Source organism: Pseudomonas sp. NPDC087346 (assembly GCF_044744235.1).
Classification (GTDB): Bacteria; Pseudomonadota; Gammaproteobacteria; order Pseudomonadales; family Pseudomonadaceae; genus Aquipseudomonas.
Genome location: NZ_JBIUXX010000001.1, coordinates 123,623 through 139,929 on the forward strand (window position 1 = coordinate 123,623; position 16,307 = coordinate 139,929).

A 16,307-nucleotide genomic window follows, 5' to 3' on the forward strand; every position below is an offset into this window, starting at 1 on the left:
TTCCTTATTGTTGGTGGTTTGAAAAGTCAGGTTGATGGGTTACGGCAGGCATCTTTCGAATACCGGCTTCTCGGGTTTGGTTGCGGATAAGGGTGCTGAGATCGCTGGCGGCGGTGTTTGATCGGTGACCTCGACGACGGCGCCGACGCGTGCGCCGGGCAGGAGAAAGCGCGCCAGTGCCGGGATCAGTACCAGAGCGCCAAGCATGTTCCACAAGAACATGAACGCAAGCAGCAGGCCCATATCGGCCTGGAACTTGATGCTGGAGAAATGCCAGGTCGCGACCGCTGCCGCCAGCGTGATACCGGTCAGCAATACCACCCGGCCAGTGAACTGCAGCGCCGTGGCGTAGGCTTGTTTCAACGTGGCTCCGGCACGCATTTGCGCAAGCGTCACGCTCAACACATACAGCGCGTAATCCACGCCGATGCCGACGCCAAGGGCGATCACCGGCAAGGTCGCCACTTTGACGCCCATGCCCAGCGCGACCATCAACGCTTCGGCGAGAATCGAGGTGAGCATCAGCGGCAGCATCGCGACCAGCACCGCTCGCCATGAGCGGAACGTCACAAAGCACAGCAGCGCCACGGCCCCGTACACCATGAACAACATCTGGTACCAGGCCTTGTGAACCACGATGTTGGTGGTCGCGTCGATCCCGGCGGAACCGGCCGCCAACAGGAAGGTGGCGTCCTTGTCATTGTTTTTGGCGGCGAAGCTTTCGACCAGGTCGACCACTTGCTGCAGGGTCTCGGCGCGGTGATCACGCAGGTAGGCGTACACCGTCAGCAGGTTGCATTCTTCGTTGTACAGCTCACGCGGTGCCCGGGCGGTGATAGTGTTGAGCATGCTTTGATTGCTCGACAGGTCGTACCACAGCGGACTGCCCTCGTTCATGCCGACCATCAGGCGCCGTTGCAGACGCGCAATCGACTGGGTGGATTCGACACCGGGAAGATCCATCAACGCCCATTCCAGTTGGTCGACCCGACGCAACACGTCGTACTGGCTGCAGTTGCCTTCGGAAGTCTTGACCATGATCGCGAAGAGATCATTGCTCGCGCCATAGTTAGTGGTCAGGTAGCTGACGTCGCGGTTGTAGCGCGAATCGGCTTGCAGCTCAGGAGCGCCAGGGTCGAGATCGCCGACCTTCAGTTGCGTGCCGACGGCCACGCCGACCACCGCGAGCACCGCCGCCGTGACGATCGCTGCCGTTGCACGACGGCCTTCGGTAAAGCGCACCAGCCAGATAAAGAACGCACTGCTCTCCCCGGCGGCGGTCGCCGATTCCCGGCGCACGGCGCGTTCGGCGGCTTTACGGCTGACACCGACGTAGCTCAACAACACCGGCAGCAGGATCAGGTTGGAAATCACCAGCACCAGCACGCCGAGGCTGGCGGCGATGGCCAGTTCGCGGATCACCGGAATGTCGATCATCAGCAGCACCGCGAAGCCAACGGCGTCCGCCAACAGAGCAGTCAGGCCCGCAAGGAACAGGCGGCGAAAGGTGAAACGTGCTGCGACATAGCGGTGCGTGCCACGACCGATGTCCTGCAGGATGCCGTTCATTTTCTGCGCGCCATGGCTGATGCCGATGGCGAAGATCAGAAACGGCACCAACATCGAGTACGGGTTCAGCGAGTAACCCAACAACGGCAGCAGCCCGAGTTGCCAGAGCACGCCGGTTACCGATGTGATCACCACCAGTGCGGTGCTGATCGCATCGCGGTTGTACAGGAACACCATTGCCGCGCAGATGATCAGTGCGATGAAGAAGAAGCCGATCACCTCCTGCATGCCATCCATGAGGTCGCCGGACAGCTTGGCAAACCCGGTGATGTGAATGGCCACCTCGTCACTGCTGTACTTGGCGCGCAATTGCTCCAGCTGCTTGGACAGCGCCGCGTAGTCCAGCGGTTTGCCGGCCGCGTCATGTTCCAGCAGCGGCACTTGAATCACCGTCGAGCCGCCATTGACCGCGACCAACTGGCCGATTTCGCCCGAGCGCTGCACGTTCATGCGCAACTCTTCGATCTTCGCCGGCGAGCCGTCGTAGTGCGCAGGGATCACCTGACCACCGTCCAGACCGTCTTCGGTCACCGCGGTCCAGCGCACGTTCGGCGTCCACAGCGATTTCATGAACGCGCGATCCACGCCCTGCAGGATGAACACGTCATCGTTGACCTGACGCAGCGTTTCCAGATAGTGCGCGTTGTAGATGTCGCCCTTGCGAGCCTCCACCGCGATGCGCACCGAGTTACCCAGGCCCGTCAGCTCTTTTTTGTGCTCCAGATAATTGGTGATGTACGGGTGGCCGGTCGGAATGGTCTTTTCGAAGCTGGCATTGAGCTTCAGGCTCAGCGCGCTGAAGCCCAACAGGACGGTGACCAGCACGCACAAACACAGCACCAGGATGCGATGGTTGAACACGGCGCGTTCGAGCGCATTGCCCGAGCGCGGATCAAAGTCTTCGAGCCGGCAAGCACCGGTCTCAGCAGGTTTCACTGTGGTCATGTCATTGGACTCTTATAAGGCGCGTCGAGTGAGCGTGCAGGTGGATGTCGTCAACCAAGCCGGGAGACTCCACCCATGCTGGTGGCCACCAGCCCACCGTCTGCGGCTTCGACCAGCGAGGTCAGCGGCAAGCGTCGCGGCAGTTGCTGTTCGGCAAAATGGACACCACCGTCGTGACTTCCAAGCACTCGCCCGCCCTGTGCCAACAGCATCACTCGGCCATCGCGCAGTTCAACGCTGGACAGAATCGTCAACGGCGCTGCCAGTTCGATAGCGTTCACGGTTGTACTCCCCGAGTCGATGCGGCACGCAGCCCCCAACAGCCCGGCGAAGACAAAACTCCCACCCCGCGTGGCCGTTGCGGTGAACAGGGTGCGTTCGGAAGGTGCCGCCAATGCCGTGAAGCTTGCGCCATCGTCGTCGCTACGCATCAGCACGCCCTGCTCGCCCGCCACCACCCAGGTCTTGGCGTGATGGGCAATCGTATACAGATGCATGCTCATGGGATTGGCCAGACGTTCGCGGCAAGGCGTCCAGGTCTTGCCGCCATCATCGGTGCTGGCGGCGAGGCCGAAGGCACCCACCACCATCCCGTGCAACGCATCGGCAAAACAGATCGACAGCAGTGGTTTGTCTGCACCGTCATCCACCAGACGCTGGGCCTGCTGGACGCGGTGTTCGCGATCGGCATTGGTATCGGGCAACGCCTGTGCCTGAACGAGACTGGCCTGTGCCAGGGCGATTCCATCGGTCTGAATGGACCAGTTCTCGCCACCGTCAGAGGTATGCAACACAACGCCACTGTGGCCAGCGATCCAGCCCTGACGGGCATCGACAAAACTCGCTGATGTCAGCGTCACACTCACCGGCACGCGGGCCTGGCGCCAATGTCGGCCGCCATCGTCGGACAGCACCACCATGCCGCGTTCGCCCACCGCCACCAAGCGGTCACCGGCCACCACTACGCGAGTCAGCACAGCCTGTGCTGCTCGTGGGGTCATGGTCGCCGGTTGGCCGAGCAGCCCAGGCATGGCTGCCGAAGCGAACGCTACCGTGGTAGAGGCCAGAGTCGGGGCCAACAACACTTGCAAACCCAGACCCAACCCCACCAGCAACAGCCCGCGACGGGATACGTCGACGCCTTCATTGTTATTGTTATTCATACCGGTCATCTCATCAGGTTCATCGTTCAAGCCAGATACAGTCTTTAGCGCACGCCCTCTCCAGACAGGGACTCAGGCGTGAAGATGCGGTCTGGCAACGTGGCCTTCAGGTCGACTTGTTTGTCACGCGGGAAATAGGCCGAGGCGAAGTAGCCGCCGCCGATCAGGTCGTACGACATATAGCCGGCGACGATGGTGCCGGGACCTGCCGGGAACACGGTTGGCAAGTTGTACGTCACCTTCCACAGTTGCCCCTGGGCATCCCAACGTTCGCCGGCGACTGCGATCCAGGTGTCTTCATCCAGATACACGCGCAAGCGCGGAATCACATGGCGTTGACCGGCCTTGAGCGTGCCCTCCACCACCCACACCCGATGCTGCTCGAAACGCACGAAGTCCGGGTTGACGGTCTTTTCAGACATCAGCTTGTCGAGCGACGGCGCCTGGTGATAGCTGTTGGTGTTGTACGGCACGTACATTTCTTTTTTGCCGACCAGCTTCCAGTCGTAACGTCCGATGGACGAGGAATAGACCTCGACTTCGTCGAAATTGAGGATGCCACCCGCCACCGGGCTCGGTACGTCGCAGCAGGTCAGCGGCAGACGACGGACGCGACGCTGGCCGGTCAGGTAGACCCAGGTTTTCGACTCGATGTCGTTGATGTTGACGCGTTGCAGCAGGATCTCACCGGCACGGATTGGCGGGCCGGATGTGTCAACCCGAACGACCTTGAAGTTGGAACCTGCGGCGTGCCATTTGTCCAGGTTGCTGTTCGGGTCGTAGTAAGGGAACGAGCTCTTGGCGATGTTCTGCGAGACCGGAATTACTTTGCCTTCCGGGGTCACGCGAGCGAGGCTGGGCGCTGTCTGGTAGCCGGGAGTCGTCCATCGCAGCAAGTGGTTCCAGATCGCTTCTTCACCATTCTTCGGAATCGGGAACGGGATGCCGCCGTAGACACCTTTCGGGAAAGGACCGAGTTCGCCGGACGGATCCATCGTCGCCCGAGTGGCGTTAGCGAAGGTGTTGTCGTAAACCCACTGCGGTGCCGCTGCGGTGCGCCGGGTCGGGAACACCTGAACGTTGAAGCTCGGGAACTGCTTCAAAAGGCCCAGGGTGCCCTCTGTCAGCTTGTCTTTGTACTGATCAGCATTCTGCGCGGTGATGGTCAGCAGCGGCTTATCCTTGGAAAACAGATCCGGAATCGCCGCTGAGTTGTACGCGTTGTCGACCGGATAGCCCCCTTCCCAAGGTGGAATCGTCCCGTCCTTGTTACCGGCACGCTCGGCGCCCAGCGGCGTCAGCGTGGTTTTCAGCTTGGCGGCTTCATCTGCCGAAACAGCGGCCTGGACAACCGGCGCCGTCAGCACGGCGCACGCCAGAGCCAGCAAGGTCATGCGATTGAAAATAGTCATTATTGTTTTCCCTTAGAAGGTGCGACGCAGCGAGACTGAGACGAAATCACGATCTTTCAAGGTTTGCGCGAAGGTGTACGTACCGTTGACGCTTGGGTCGGTCGAGGCATACGTGGCCGTGTTTTCGCCGCCGTAGTAATGGGTGTACGCCATCGTGAAATCCCACACCGTCAGGTAGTTGCCGGCCAGCGTGAAGGTCATGTCGCCGCCATTGTTCGGGCCCATGATCACCACGGGTGACTTGCCATGGTTGTAGCCAACCGTGAAGGATGGCGTGATATCCAGGCCGTCCAACACATTACGCTGAGGTATGGCATACAAGGCCCGCACCGCGGCTGCACGGCGATCCAGACCAGGATCCATCGCACTGCAATTGCTGGTGCAACTGGTCAGTTGGTTGTAGGCCACTTCCATGCTTAACGAGGGTTCGTCGGACATGAAGTTGCGTGGCATGCTCCAGATCATCGACACGTTGGCATGAGCCGAATTGCCGATGGCATAAAGCGCATGGTTGTTATTATCCGCCCCGGACGTACCCGCTTCCTGCGGCAGGCTGGTCAGCGGCGTGTCGCGACGCACGGAAAGCTCACCGGCAAAGTTAACCGTGTCCACGGTCGTGGTGGCACTGACACCGAACGCCTTGATGTCCTCGGGATACACCAATTGGTACGTCCCGAATCCCGCACCAGGAACGGCAGTGCGCTGAGTACGGGAATACACCACTGGGGTTTTGGCGTGGTAGCGGATCGCGTAGGCACCGAACTCCCAGTCGCCCAACTGTGTGCGCAAACCAAGACCGAACTGACCGTTATCCTTAGCCTTGATGTCTTGACCACGCGACAAGCCAACGCCCGGTAAACCCGGCGCAAAACGAATACGCTCGCCACCATCACCGATGAAGTCGTTGCCCGAAAAATAACTGCCAGCCGCTGGCAAGCGGGTAGCCTCCCAATCGTATTGGTAGTAACCCATCAGGGTCAGCGCTGGCGAGAACTGGATCTGGCCCGAGAACTGGCCCACCGGCCGGATGATTTCTTTAGTGGTCGAACCGGGTACCGAGGAGGCCTTGACCGCATCCACCGGAGACTGGGTGCCGGCGATGGCGTTGGAACCGAAGAACAGGCTCTCGCCCCACAGTACGGTGTGTTGGCCCAATCGACCACTGACTCGTGCGTCGCCGACATCGGTGCCACCAAACACGAAGGCATCGAGAATCTCGGCCTGGCGACCGTGCAGATCGCGGGTGTCGTGGGTGAAATGGTCACTCGGTACCGACAACGAGTTGTTGGTTGCAGGCGAGTTGTTATCGTTTTTCTGGTTATAAACGTCGTCGTACCAAGCCGCACCGCTCACACGCAGACCGTAATCGTCGTGAATGACCAGATCCATCTCGGACAACACATCGAGGCGGTTGGAAATCAGCCGGCCTTTCTTGAAGTTACGGTCACCATCGTCAGCGTTGAGCGCCGACGGTCCCTTGCCGCCACCAGGCGTGGCAGGAACGTTTTGAGTCAGCGTGTCGTCCTGATCCTTGAGACGCATCCCGGCAGAGTATTTGAATGTGTTGTCCCAGCGCAGTTTGATGTCAGGGTTACCCACATCAATCGGTGCGGCCAACGTCGAGCCTGCCGCCATCAGGCTGGTGGCAACCAGCATGGAGCGAAGACTCTGGCGATACAAAACGTCGTGCGGCACTGCAAATCTTATTTTTATTATTTGCATTTTTGCTACCTAGAGGGATTGTGTGACGCATGAACTCCGGTTGCTGATCTGCCCGATTACATGAACGTTGGCCAGTCACAGCGACCCACAAGAAAAACCTCCCATGAAGTTGTGGTACCGGTTGAATTCATGCACGGACAAATCATGTGCAGGCAACACAGAGTCTGGGTTTGAGATGGTTTTATTGTTCTCAGACCTGACGGTGTTTCTGTGTTGGCCCGAGTATATGCAGGCCCTTTTCGGCCTGAACAATGATAAAACCCGCTACACCGCAGCCAGAAAACTGATGGTGCAATGAAGGCGCGGATTCGTTAGGGGAAGGCACAAAAAGGCACGGCCGCGAGCGCCGTAAAGGCGCGAATACAAGAGGGAAAGACGCAGGAAATCTGTTCGGAATCTGGCAGGGATGGCAGGGATGGCAGGGATGGCAGAAATTGTGGCGAGGGGATTTATCCCCGTCCGGCTGCGAAGCAGTCGCGAAATCAGACCCCGCGATTTATTTGGGAAACCGCATTCGCAGGGTTCAGGTCTGCGTCGCAGACCAGCTGGGATAAATCCCCTCACCACAGGGTTCGCGTTAGATGTTGTCGGTAGTCAGGTGCAGCGCCATTTTGTCGAACAGCAGCTTCACCCGCGTCAGTTCCAGTCGCGCCGTTGGCACCATGACTTTTACCCAGCGCTCCACCAGCGGAAATTGCTCCAGCACCGGCACCAACTCTCCCGCTGTCAGAGCATCGGCAACGATCGGCAAGGCCAGTTGCACAATCCCCTGACCATCGCGGGCGGCGGCGCACAGATAGCCTTCATCATTGGTGATGAGCACCGGACGCACGTCCACTTCTATCCGGCCTTCTGGAGAATTGAACGCCCAAATCGAACCGGCAAGGGAAAACGACAGACAGGGGTGATCGACCAGGTCGCGAGGATGCAACAGCGCTTCACATCGCGCCAGGTACGCCGGCGCCGCACACATCACCCGGGGAAAGGGCCGGATGACCTGCTCGACCACATCCGAGTAGGCCATCTGATCCATGCCGACCGAGATATCGAAGCCCTCCTCCACCGGATTACCGCCCCGATCAGACGCAACAATCTCCAGTTGCACCATCGGATGCTCAGCACGGTAACGGGTAAACAGATCGCCAAGGCCCTGGCGGATCAGCACCGCCGGAGCTTTGATTCTGATCGGGCCTTCGATGGCGCCGGGGCTCAGGATCGCGCCACTGGCCATGTCGCTGTAAGCGCGCAGCAACTGCCGGGCGTGAGTCAGGTAGCTTTGCCCGGTGTCAGTCAGGGTCAAACGGCGGGTCGAGCGATCGAAGAAGGTGGTTTTGAAATCCCATTCGAGCTCGTCAACCCGCTTCATGATGACCGAGGGTGAGGTGTACAAGGTGCGCGCAGCGGCTGAGAAGTTACCGGTGTCGGCGGTGACGACGAAAGCCTTCAGCTTCAACAGCATGTCCATGGTCGAGCGCTCAATATCAAGTAATGAGTTCGGACTCGATCGCACGACGGATTTCAACGTTCGCCCACAGACGATCGTGGTGCGCCTGACAACTTTGCGCCAACTTTCCGATGCCGTTGACCACGCACCAATGCTCCAGATAGAAGAGCGCGAAATCGGCGATGGTCATTTTTTCGAAGAGCCAGTCTTTGCCGTTGATCTGTCGTTCTGCCCGGTCGAGCCCGGCCTGGAATATCTTCAGACCTTGCGCTTTCACGGCCGCATGATCTGCTTCACTCGGCGCAAACTTCTCTGGCCGGCGAGCGCGAGTGTAGCCTTGCATGTGCACGGTAGATACCAAATATTCAGTCATTTCCAGCACACGAATCTCGCCTTCGATGTCCGTCGGGATCAGCTCTCGCTCGGGGTTCATCCGGGCGAGATAGAGTGCGATCACCGGGAATTCGGTGAGCAGCGAACCATCGTCGCGAATCAGTGCGGGGACTTTGCCCTTGGGGTTGATCTGCGTATACGCCTCGAACTCTGGCGTGCCCGCGCGCGCTGCTTTTTCGATCTCGAACGGCTTGCCGATTTCAGCAAGCAAGGCATGGATGCCGATCTGGCAGGCGCCGGGCAAAAAAAACAGCTTCATAAAATATTCCTTATTGTGAGGTCGGCGTGGCAACGCGGTGACTAGACGATGAACGTTTCGAGGACGCCGATACCGTCGACGCCCGCCTCCACCCGGTCACCCGGTTTGAGGTACCACTCACGCGGATCGGGCTTGTGGTGCAAGGCCACGCCTTCTGGCGTACCGGTGCTGATCAAATCGCCGGGCACCAGACCGAAACGGGACCAGAACGCGACCATTTCGGCGAAACCGAAAATCAGATCGCGACAGTCGGAGTGCTGGCGCAACTCGCCGTTGACCTTCAGCCACAGCACCAGGGCTTTGGGGTCAGGGACTTCGTCGGCGGTCAGAATGTAGGGGCCGATCGGGCCAAACCCCGGAAAGTTCTTGCCGAGCATGATCATGCCGTTCTGCATCTCGCGCAGTTGCCATTCCCGTGCCGACAGGTCATTGAAAATCGTGTAGCCGAAAATGGCGCTGGCCGGATCGATGTCGCGTCGCGCGTCGATCGCCTTGCCGATGACCAGCGCGATCTCGACTTCGTAGTCGAAATCGAGCACATCGTCGGGTTGCTTCACCTGACTTTTATGCGGCACCAGTGTGCGCCCGAGTTTGATGAAACCGGTCGGGAAATCGCTGTGCAGTTTGCTCGCGTTGTCGGCATTGCCCTTCATCGACTCCAGCTTGTGCCGGCCAAAATTACGCCCGGCGCAGAAGATCGATTTCTCTGGCACCGGCGTCAGCCATCCTACGGTATTGGGGTCATCCATCCACCGCGGGTCCTGACGATCCGCCGCCCAGCGGAGCAACTCTCGGGTGGCGTCCATCGCCGTTGCGCCGCCTTCGATCAGAGCCATCACCGATGTTGGCGTGGCGGGACCACCCCGAACAGCAGCCGCTTTGGCGACATCTACAAGATATTCTCGACCCGAAGCGACAGTGACGATGCCGAGCCGTTCGGGTCCTGCGGCTGATTGGTAGCGTGCGATCTTCATGCGTCGAGCCTGGCCAGAAGGTGCTTGAGTAATTGCACCTCACTCGGGTCGAGCTTGCCCTGCACATCGGCTTCGCTCGACTTGCGGATGGCGATCAGCTCCAGCACCGCGTGACGGCCATCGGCAGTCAACCTGACGGCAATACGGCCGTCACTGGCGTCCACCTCCTCCAACAAGCCACGTGCGATGAGCTGTTGCACGATCGCAGCAGAAATGCCCTGACCGCGCACCTTCTCGCTGCGCGCAACGATTTCCGGCATGCACAAGCCGTCTTCACGACCGATGATGCTCAACACCGCATACTCCTCGGCCGTCCACTGCCGCGATTCAAGCTTTTCAATCACGCTCTGGCGCGTGCGCAAGTAAGCATTCGACACCTGATACAGCAGATCATCGGAAGAAAGGTTGCTGAATTCATCTGCCGATTCAACGGAGGCGACGGCTTGCTTTGGCAGCAACATGCCGTAGCGGCCGCCATGGAACACCAGTGGCTTGCGCGCCGAATGGCCGAAATCGACAATCTCGCCGACAAAAATGACGTGATCGCCGCCCTCGTACTGATAGGCGAGCTTGCAGGTGAAACGCGCCATGCAGTCCGGCAACAACGGCACGCCGTCCGGGCCGCGATCCAGCACAAGTCCTTCGAAACGGTCAATGCCTTTACTCGCAAAGCGCGACGACAACGCTTCCTGGTCTGCGGAGAGGATATGCACGGCGAAATGCCCGTTGTTGCGGAAGGCATCCATGTTCAACGAGGTGCGCGCCAGGCTCCAAAGCACCATCGGCGGATCCAGCGACACCGAAGAAAAACTGTTCGCGGTCAAACCGATGTCGACGCCGTCAGGCCCGGCCGTGGTGACAATCGTCACGCCCGTGGCAAACGAGCCAAAAGCGTCACGCAGCGCACGGCTGTCGAAGCTCGGCCCGGCTTTGGAAGGATCTGTTTGAGTTGCTGTGTGTGTCGTCATGGTGAATGCCTCCAGTCTTCTTGTTATCGAAACCGCCACGCTGCGAAGGGCCACCGAAGTGGCCCCTGCTGCGCTATTTGGCGGCTCTGACGCGGGCCTTGTCCGCCAGATACGTCTCAAGGGTGACCAACGGGCCGCGCTCGTGATCGAGCTGTTTGGTCGCAATGCCGCTGAACGCGGTGGTCTCGTTAAACCAGCATTCCTGCGGCGGCATGCCCCAACGCAGCGCCAGGCCGGGCTTGCGCACGTCCCACGCAACAGGCTCGACCTCGATATCGATCAACAGATAGTGATCACAGAACAACTCGACCCGATGGCCATCCGGATCGCGCAGGTACACGAACAACACGCCGGCCGGGCCGTGTCGACCGGGGCCGCGCTCAACGACATCGCCCATGCCCAGATTGCCGGCGATATCGCAGGCGCGCAGGATGCTGTGGGAGTCAGATACGGTGTAAGCAAAGTGGTGCAGACGCGGCCCCGGGTTTTCCAGAAACACGATGTCCTGGGTGCCCGGTTTGCGGAACATGAAAGTCGCAATCAACTTCTCGTCCAGCGCCATGTATTCGGAGATGCGGAAACCCATCTCTGCGTAGAAATCGGTCTGCTCCTGCACGTTCGGCACTTGAATCTGGTAGTGGTCGAAGCGCATCGCCGCGCCACCCTTGAAGTCCTGAAATTGCGTGTACACGCGCGGCGTCGTGGTCATCGTGGCGCAAAGCTGCACCGGGGTGCCGGCCGGGTCGTTGACCAGCAGCGTGCGGCCCTGATGCGGCACTTCGATCCAGCGGGCCGGCAGGCCTTTGGATTTATAGAAATGCGCGGCCTTGTCCAGCTCTTCTTCGGTGTACACCCGGAAGCCGATGGCTTCAGCAGAGTGCTCACCGTCGTGGCGCTTGATCACCAGACTGTGGTGACAAACCTCTTCCAGGCCTCGGAAATACAGGGTGTCGGCATCGCGTTCGGTCAGCACCAGGCCAATGACCTGTTCGTAAAAATCGCGACTGGCTTCCAGGTCACGCGAAGTGATGACGGCGTGACTTGAGCGGGTGATATTAAACGGTGGGTAATAGACCGGTGTTGGCAATGGCATGTCAATTCTCCTGATGTCTTTTCAGAGCCGAGTGAAATCGGCCTCGTTGCTCAACTCGAGGGGGCCAGTCAACCGACCGGTCATGTTGTACCAACCAATATTGAACAGCAGCGCCACGCTCTGCTTTTGCCCCAGGCCCAAGTAAACGTCTTCCCAGACCTTGTCGCTGACCTGCGCCGGCGCGCGGGTTGCGTCCCGGGCCAGGCGCAGCACGGCCTTCTCCAGATCGGAGAACAGCGCGCTCTTTTCAAAGTCCCACAGCGCTTGCATCTGTTCCTTTGGCACGCCTTCCTTGAGGGCCCGATTCCAATGCGGATCGTGTTCGTAATGGGTGCCCATGGTCTGGCACGCCATGACGATGGCCATCTCACGCAGTTTCGGATCGATGCCACAGCCGTTGCGCACCGCGTCGGCCATGGGAATGAAAACCTCGAGAATCTCCGGGCAAGTCGCCAGGGTGCGAAAGATCTGCGCATTCGGCGCGTGGCCACGCTTGGCGCGCAGCAGCGCAAAGGCTTCGGGTTCTTCGTCGGGGGTGGGCAGCTGGATACGAGGCATACAAAACTCCGCACATTATTATTTTGCTGGCTTGCCGCAGCATCGTTATCGCTGAGGCTACGGCAGGTTTCGCTTATTGGCCGTTGATGCGCTGATCCCATTCGCTATTGCGATCAAGGAACGCCCACACACGGTCTTGCGCCTCACGAGCACCGGGATAGCGTTCGCCACGCATTTGCGCGTTGCGCCATGGATCGCCCGAGAAAAACTTTTCGTACAGGTTCTGGCGCCCCGCGAACGACGAACAGGACGCGTCCCAGGCCAGCCGCAACAGTTGCATTTTGCGTTCGGCGGGGATATCCGCCCCGGCGCAATAACGTTCGATGGCCGGGCCGTTTTCGCTGTAGAGATCCTCGACCGTTGGCGCCACCACCACGTTGCCAGCACCGAGCAACTGGAGGATTTCCAGCGCCCGCGCATGCATCGCCGGGTATTGCGCGCGCACCACATTCAGCGGCTGCTCGTACGGCACAACGGTGCCACCGGGGCCCGGCACGCAGTCGATTTCAGCGACGCGAATCATCGCGCGCAGGGTTTCGACATAAGCGACCAATTCCGACAGTTGCACCATGACGTTGGGGAAACGGCTGTGGTTCACTTCAGTCAGGTTGTAGGCGATGCCCAGCAGGAACTCCATCTTCGCCAGCGACCGCGTGGCGGACTGGTGCGAACCGTGCGGGCCGGATGGCGACTTCATCGCCGATTCAACCGCTTTGATGCTGCGATACATGAACACCCGTTCCCACGGGATAAACGCCTCTTCGAACCACAGCACGGCGTCCATTTCGTCCATGCGTCCGGTCAGCGGGTCGTTGGCGAACCGGCCCTTCGCTGGCAACGAAGGACGGCAAATCATCCTCATCCCGGGGGTATCGATAGGTGCCGCGAAACCCACCGCGTAGGCTTCAGCATCTGCCACCAGCGGGAATTTCGCCGCCGCCGGCATGATCAGCACTTCGTTGGCCAACGGGCCGAGGGTGGCCACCGAACGCGCGCCGGACACGAAGATGCCGGCATCGGATTCGCGCACCACACGCATGACCATGTCGCCCGGCTGCTCGAACATTTGCAGGCGCTTGTCGATGTCCGGCGACACCAGCGAGTGAGTCAGCGCAAGGTCGTTTTCGCGGATGAACTCATGGTATTTGAGAATGTTCTGACCGAATTGCTCACCGCCGGCAGCGAACAGTTCGTGCGCAGAGGCGTGCGCGCTGACCATGACGTTAAGGAAGTCCGGTGTGCGGCCCATCATGCCGCCGACCGCGTCCATCCAGGTCTTCATCATTTCCCGGCGCAGACGCAGATCGTCAGCCGAACGCGGCAACATGAACGAGCGACCGACGCGCGCACCGGAGGTCGGTGATTCGAAGGTCATCTTGTCCTGCAGGGCGGGATCGCACTGGATGTCATACAGATCAGCGATGGATTGAATCGCGCCACGGAAACGGCGATCCACCGTCACGTCCTTGATGCGCTCGCCATCAATCCACACGGAGCGACCGTCTTGCAGCGAGGCGATGTAATCGGCCCCGTTGCGTACTCCGTTGCGGGCTCCACTCATGGCCATCGGTTTTTTGTTTGCGTTATTTTCCATGGGTCATGCTCCTGCATTTGAAACATTTGGCCTGCGGTGGGACTACCCGGCGCAAGGCGAACTCGGCTGCGGTTGCCACACCTCGATAGTATTGAGCTGGGCCGCTTTTAAGAATTTGTGAATGGGCCGAAGTGTTGTTCCGAAATAGAAAAGAACGACGCTTCAGGTAGCGAGACCAAACTCCGCCGCCAAGGCAAGAATGTTCCGCGCCCGCGCCATCACCGGCGCATCGATCATCCGGCCGTCGAGCACCACCACCCCGCCGCCGGCCGCGTCACCGAGCTGGCAAACGGCTTGCGCCCATTCAATGTCCTGCGCCGAGGGCGTGAAGGCCGTAGCGGATTCCGTGACCTGGCTCGGATGAATCAATAACTGGCCAGTGAACCCGTGCCGCCGCGCACGAGCGGCGTACCGGGCCAGACCTGGTTGATCACCGATGGCGGTGAACACGCCATCGACCGGCGCAGGCAATCTCGCCCTTTTGCTCGCAAGCACGAGCATGGCGCGCCAAGGCAGAAACACCAGTTCTTCGGGGTCTGATTCGTCGGGGATCAGATCGAGTTCGACGGCCAGATCCAGCTTGCCGAACATCAACCGCGCGCAACCCGGCGCACTGGCGATATGCGCCAGGGCGTCAATGCCTTGCACGGTCTCGATGATGCACAACTGCGGTTTGCCGGTGACATGGTGGGCGTGCTGCACCTGCGCCGCATTGTCGGCTTTTGGCAGCATCACGGCAGCGATGCCGGTGTGCCGGCAGGACGCCAGATCATGCTCATGCCACAGCGTGTCGGCGGCATTGATGCGCACCGTCACACGCTCATCGGGATGCTCATCCAGCCAGGCCAACAGGGCCAGGCGCGCCGTCGGTTTGTCGACCGGTGCCACCGCGTCCTCAATATCGTCCACAACGACGTCGGTGCCGCTGGCCAGCGCTTTGCCAATGCGTTCCGGACGGTTCGCCGGTACGAACAGAAAGGTGCGCGCCCGAGCCAGATTCAATTGTCGAATCGCCATCACACTACCTTCCTGTCGCGCAGTTCATCGGCGCGGTCGGCATAACCCAGTTCACGAAGAATCGCCGCGGTATGTTCCCCGAGTGCCGGCACCGGCCCCATGCGCGCGGGATGCTCACCGCCCATGCCCGGTGGTTGCAGGGCGGGTATCGGGCCTGCGGGCGTGTTCACGGTGGTCCAGCGCTGACGCGCGGCGAGTTGCGGATGGTTCCAGATGTCGTTCATGGTGCTGACGTTGGCATTGGCGATGTCGGCGGCATCGAGGCGAGTCATCACTTCATCAGCGCTAAGGCTCGCGAAGTTCTGCTCGATCAAATTGCTCAAGACTTCGCGGTTGGCGGTGCGCAGCGCGTTGCTGGCAAACCGCGCATCCGTGGCAAGTGCGGCGTCGCCCAGTAACTTGTCGCAGAACACCGCCCACTCTCGCTCGTTCTGCAGGCCGAGCATGACGGTACGGCCATCACCGGCGCAGAACGGCCCGTAGGGGTAAATCGTCGCGTGGGAAGCACCGGTACGGCGCGGCGGCTCCTGCCCTTCGTAGGCGTAGTACATCGGGAAGCCCATCCACTCGACCATCGCATCAATCATCGCGATCTCGATGCGCCGGCCACGACCGGTTTTGCCGCGTTCGATCAGCGCCGCGAGGATATTGGTGTAGGCGTACATGCCCGCCGCAATGTCGGCGATGGAAATACCGGCCTTGACCTGTTCTTCCGGTGTACCTGTGATAGACAGGAAGCCGGCTTCGCTCTGAATCAGCAAGTCGTAAGCCTTTTTCTCGGTGTACGGTCCGCCCTCGCCGTATCCCGAAATGTCACAGACGATCAGCTTCGGGTTTTTCTCAGCCAGTGCTTCGTATGAAAGCCCCAATCGGGCAGCCGCGCCCGGCGCAAGGTTCTGCACCAATACATCGGCTTCGGCCAGAAGCTTCATCAGAATCTCCTGTGCCTCGGGTTGTTTCAGGTCGAGCGCAAGGCTCTCTTTCGAGCGGTTGACCCAGACAAAATGCGAGGCCAAGCCATCGACGCGCGCGTCATAGGCGCGGGCGAAATCGCCGCTGCCCGGACGCTCGACCTTGATCACCCGAGCGCCCTGATCAGCCAGATGACGCGTGGCCAAAGGTGCTGCGATGGCGTGTTCGAGCGAGACCACCGTGATCCCTTCTAGCGCAAGTACCGGTTGGGTAGAAGCCATAAT

General features: G+C 60.1%; 13 protein-coding genes. All 13 read right to left on the reverse strand.

The window, feature by feature from the left end; all coding sequences use genetic code 11:
- Positions 1-39 precede the first annotated feature (39 nt).
- Positions 40-2,514: an RND family transporter gene (locus ACIOZM_RS00555; RefSeq protein ID WP_401208184.1), complete on the reverse strand. Its 2,475-nt coding sequence runs from the start codon at positions 2,512-2,514 to the stop codon at positions 40-42.
- A gap of 50 nt (positions 2,515-2,564) precedes the next feature.
- Positions 2,565-3,677 (reverse strand): WD40/YVTN/BNR-like repeat-containing protein, encoded by a 1,113-nt coding sequence (locus ACIOZM_RS00560; protein WP_401208187.1) that lies wholly within the window; start codon positions 3,675-3,677, stop codon positions 2,565-2,567.
- A gap of 44 nt (positions 3,678-3,721) precedes the next feature.
- A complete protein-coding gene (locus ACIOZM_RS00565) occupies positions 3,722-5,089 on the reverse strand; it encodes a DUF1329 domain-containing protein (RefSeq protein WP_401208190.1) in 1,368 nt (455 codons plus the stop codon).
- Positions 5,090-5,101: 12 nt separating this feature from the next.
- Entirely contained in the window at positions 5,102-6,745 is a 1,644-nt protein-coding gene (locus ACIOZM_RS00570) for a DUF1302 domain-containing protein (RefSeq protein ID WP_401208193.1), read from the reverse strand.
- 643 nt (positions 6,746-7,388) lie between these two features.
- On the reverse strand, positions 7,389-8,276 hold the full coding sequence (locus ACIOZM_RS00575) for a LysR family transcriptional regulator (RefSeq protein ID WP_401208196.1): 888 nt from the start codon (positions 8,274-8,276) through the stop codon (positions 7,389-7,391).
- 16 nt (positions 8,277-8,292) lie between these two features.
- Positions 8,293-8,907, reverse strand: coding sequence for a glutathione S-transferase family protein (locus tag ACIOZM_RS00580; RefSeq protein WP_401208199.1), 615 nt, complete (start codon positions 8,905-8,907; stop codon positions 8,293-8,295).
- Between the two features lie 41 nt (positions 8,908-8,948).
- Positions 8,949-9,881 (reverse strand): fumarylacetoacetate hydrolase family protein, encoded by a 933-nt coding sequence (locus ACIOZM_RS00585; RefSeq protein ID WP_401208201.1) that lies wholly within the window; start codon positions 9,879-9,881, stop codon positions 8,949-8,951.
- Positions 9,878-10,849 (reverse strand): flavin reductase, encoded by a 972-nt coding sequence (locus ACIOZM_RS00590; RefSeq protein ID WP_401208203.1) that lies wholly within the window; start codon positions 10,847-10,849, stop codon positions 9,878-9,880. Before ACIOZM_RS00590 ends, ACIOZM_RS00585 begins: the two co-directional genes overlap by 4 nt.
- A 73-nt stretch (positions 10,850-10,922) precedes the next feature.
- Positions 10,923-11,942 carry a VOC family protein gene (locus tag ACIOZM_RS00595; protein WP_134421489.1) on the reverse strand — a complete coding sequence of 340 codons (1,020 nt, stop codon included), beginning with the start codon at positions 11,940-11,942 and terminating at the stop codon, positions 10,923-10,925.
- A 21-nt stretch (positions 11,943-11,963) separates the two neighbouring features.
- Positions 11,964-12,500, reverse strand: coding sequence for a carboxymuconolactone decarboxylase family protein (locus tag ACIOZM_RS00600; protein WP_401208206.1), 537 nt, complete (start codon positions 12,498-12,500; stop codon positions 11,964-11,966).
- Between the two features lie 73 nt (positions 12,501-12,573).
- Positions 12,574-14,094, reverse strand: a complete 1,521-nt coding sequence (locus ACIOZM_RS00605) for a 4-hydroxyphenylacetate 3-hydroxylase family protein (protein ID WP_401208209.1) — start codon at positions 14,092-14,094, stop codon at positions 12,574-12,576.
- A gap of 162 nt (positions 14,095-14,256) precedes the next feature.
- Positions 14,257-15,111: an HpcH/HpaI aldolase/citrate lyase family protein gene (locus ACIOZM_RS00610; RefSeq protein WP_401208211.1), complete on the reverse strand. Its 855-nt coding sequence runs from the start codon at positions 15,109-15,111 to the stop codon at positions 14,257-14,259.
- Complete coding sequence (locus ACIOZM_RS00615) at positions 15,111-16,304, reverse strand: CaiB/BaiF CoA transferase family protein (RefSeq protein WP_401208214.1); 1,194 nt, start codon at positions 16,302-16,304, stop codon at positions 15,111-15,113. Before ACIOZM_RS00615 ends, ACIOZM_RS00610 begins: the two co-directional genes overlap by 1 nt.
- Between the last annotated feature and the right edge of the window lie 3 nt (positions 16,305-16,307).

What these genes read in the sequence shown, in the direction of transcription:
- ACIOZM_RS00555 (WP_401208184.1), bottom strand. Translation starts at nt 2,514, where the DNA reads ATGACCACAGTGAAACCTGCTGAGACCGGTGCTTGCCGGCTCGAAGAC.
- ACIOZM_RS00560 (WP_401208187.1), bottom strand. Translation starts at nt 3,677, where the DNA reads ATGAATAACAATAACAATGAAGGCGTCGACGTATCCCGTCGCGGGCTG.
- ACIOZM_RS00565 (WP_401208190.1), bottom strand. Translation starts at nt 5,089, where the DNA reads ATGACTATTTTCAATCGCATGACCTTGCTGGCTCTGGCGTGCGCCGTG.
- ACIOZM_RS00570 (WP_401208193.1), bottom strand. Translation starts at nt 6,745, where the DNA reads ATGCTGGTTGCCACCAGCCTGATGGCGGCAGGCTCGACGTTGGCCGCA.
- ACIOZM_RS00575 (WP_401208196.1), bottom strand. Translation starts at nt 8,276, where the DNA reads ATGGACATGCTGTTGAAGCTGAAGGCTTTCGTCGTCACCGCCGACACC.
- ACIOZM_RS00580 (WP_401208199.1), bottom strand. Translation starts at nt 8,907, where the DNA reads ATGAAGCTGTTTTTTTTGCCCGGCGCCTGCCAGATCGGCATCCATGCC.
- ACIOZM_RS00585 (WP_401208201.1), bottom strand. Translation starts at nt 9,881, where the DNA reads ATGAAGATCGCACGCTACCAATCAGCCGCAGGACCCGAACGGCTCGGC.
- ACIOZM_RS00590 (WP_401208203.1), bottom strand. Translation starts at nt 10,849, where the DNA reads ATGACGACACACACAGCAACTCAAACAGATCCTTCCAAAGCCGGGCCG.
- ACIOZM_RS00595 (WP_134421489.1), bottom strand. Translation starts at nt 11,942, where the DNA reads ATGCCATTGCCAACACCGGTCTATTACCCACCGTTTAATATCACCCGC.
- ACIOZM_RS00600 (WP_401208206.1), bottom strand. Translation starts at nt 12,500, where the DNA reads ATGCCTCGTATCCAGCTGCCCACCCCCGACGAAGAACCCGAAGCCTTT.
- ACIOZM_RS00605 (WP_401208209.1), bottom strand. Translation starts at nt 14,094, where the DNA reads ATGGAAAATAACGCAAACAAAAAACCGATGGCCATGAGTGGAGCCCGC.
- ACIOZM_RS00610 (WP_401208211.1), bottom strand. Translation starts at nt 15,111, where the DNA reads ATGGCGATTCGACAATTGAATCTGGCTCGGGCGCGCACCTTTCTGTTC.
- ACIOZM_RS00615 (WP_401208214.1), bottom strand. Translation starts at nt 16,304, where the DNA reads ATGGCTTCTACCCAACCGGTACTTGCGCTAGAAGGGATCACGGTGGTC.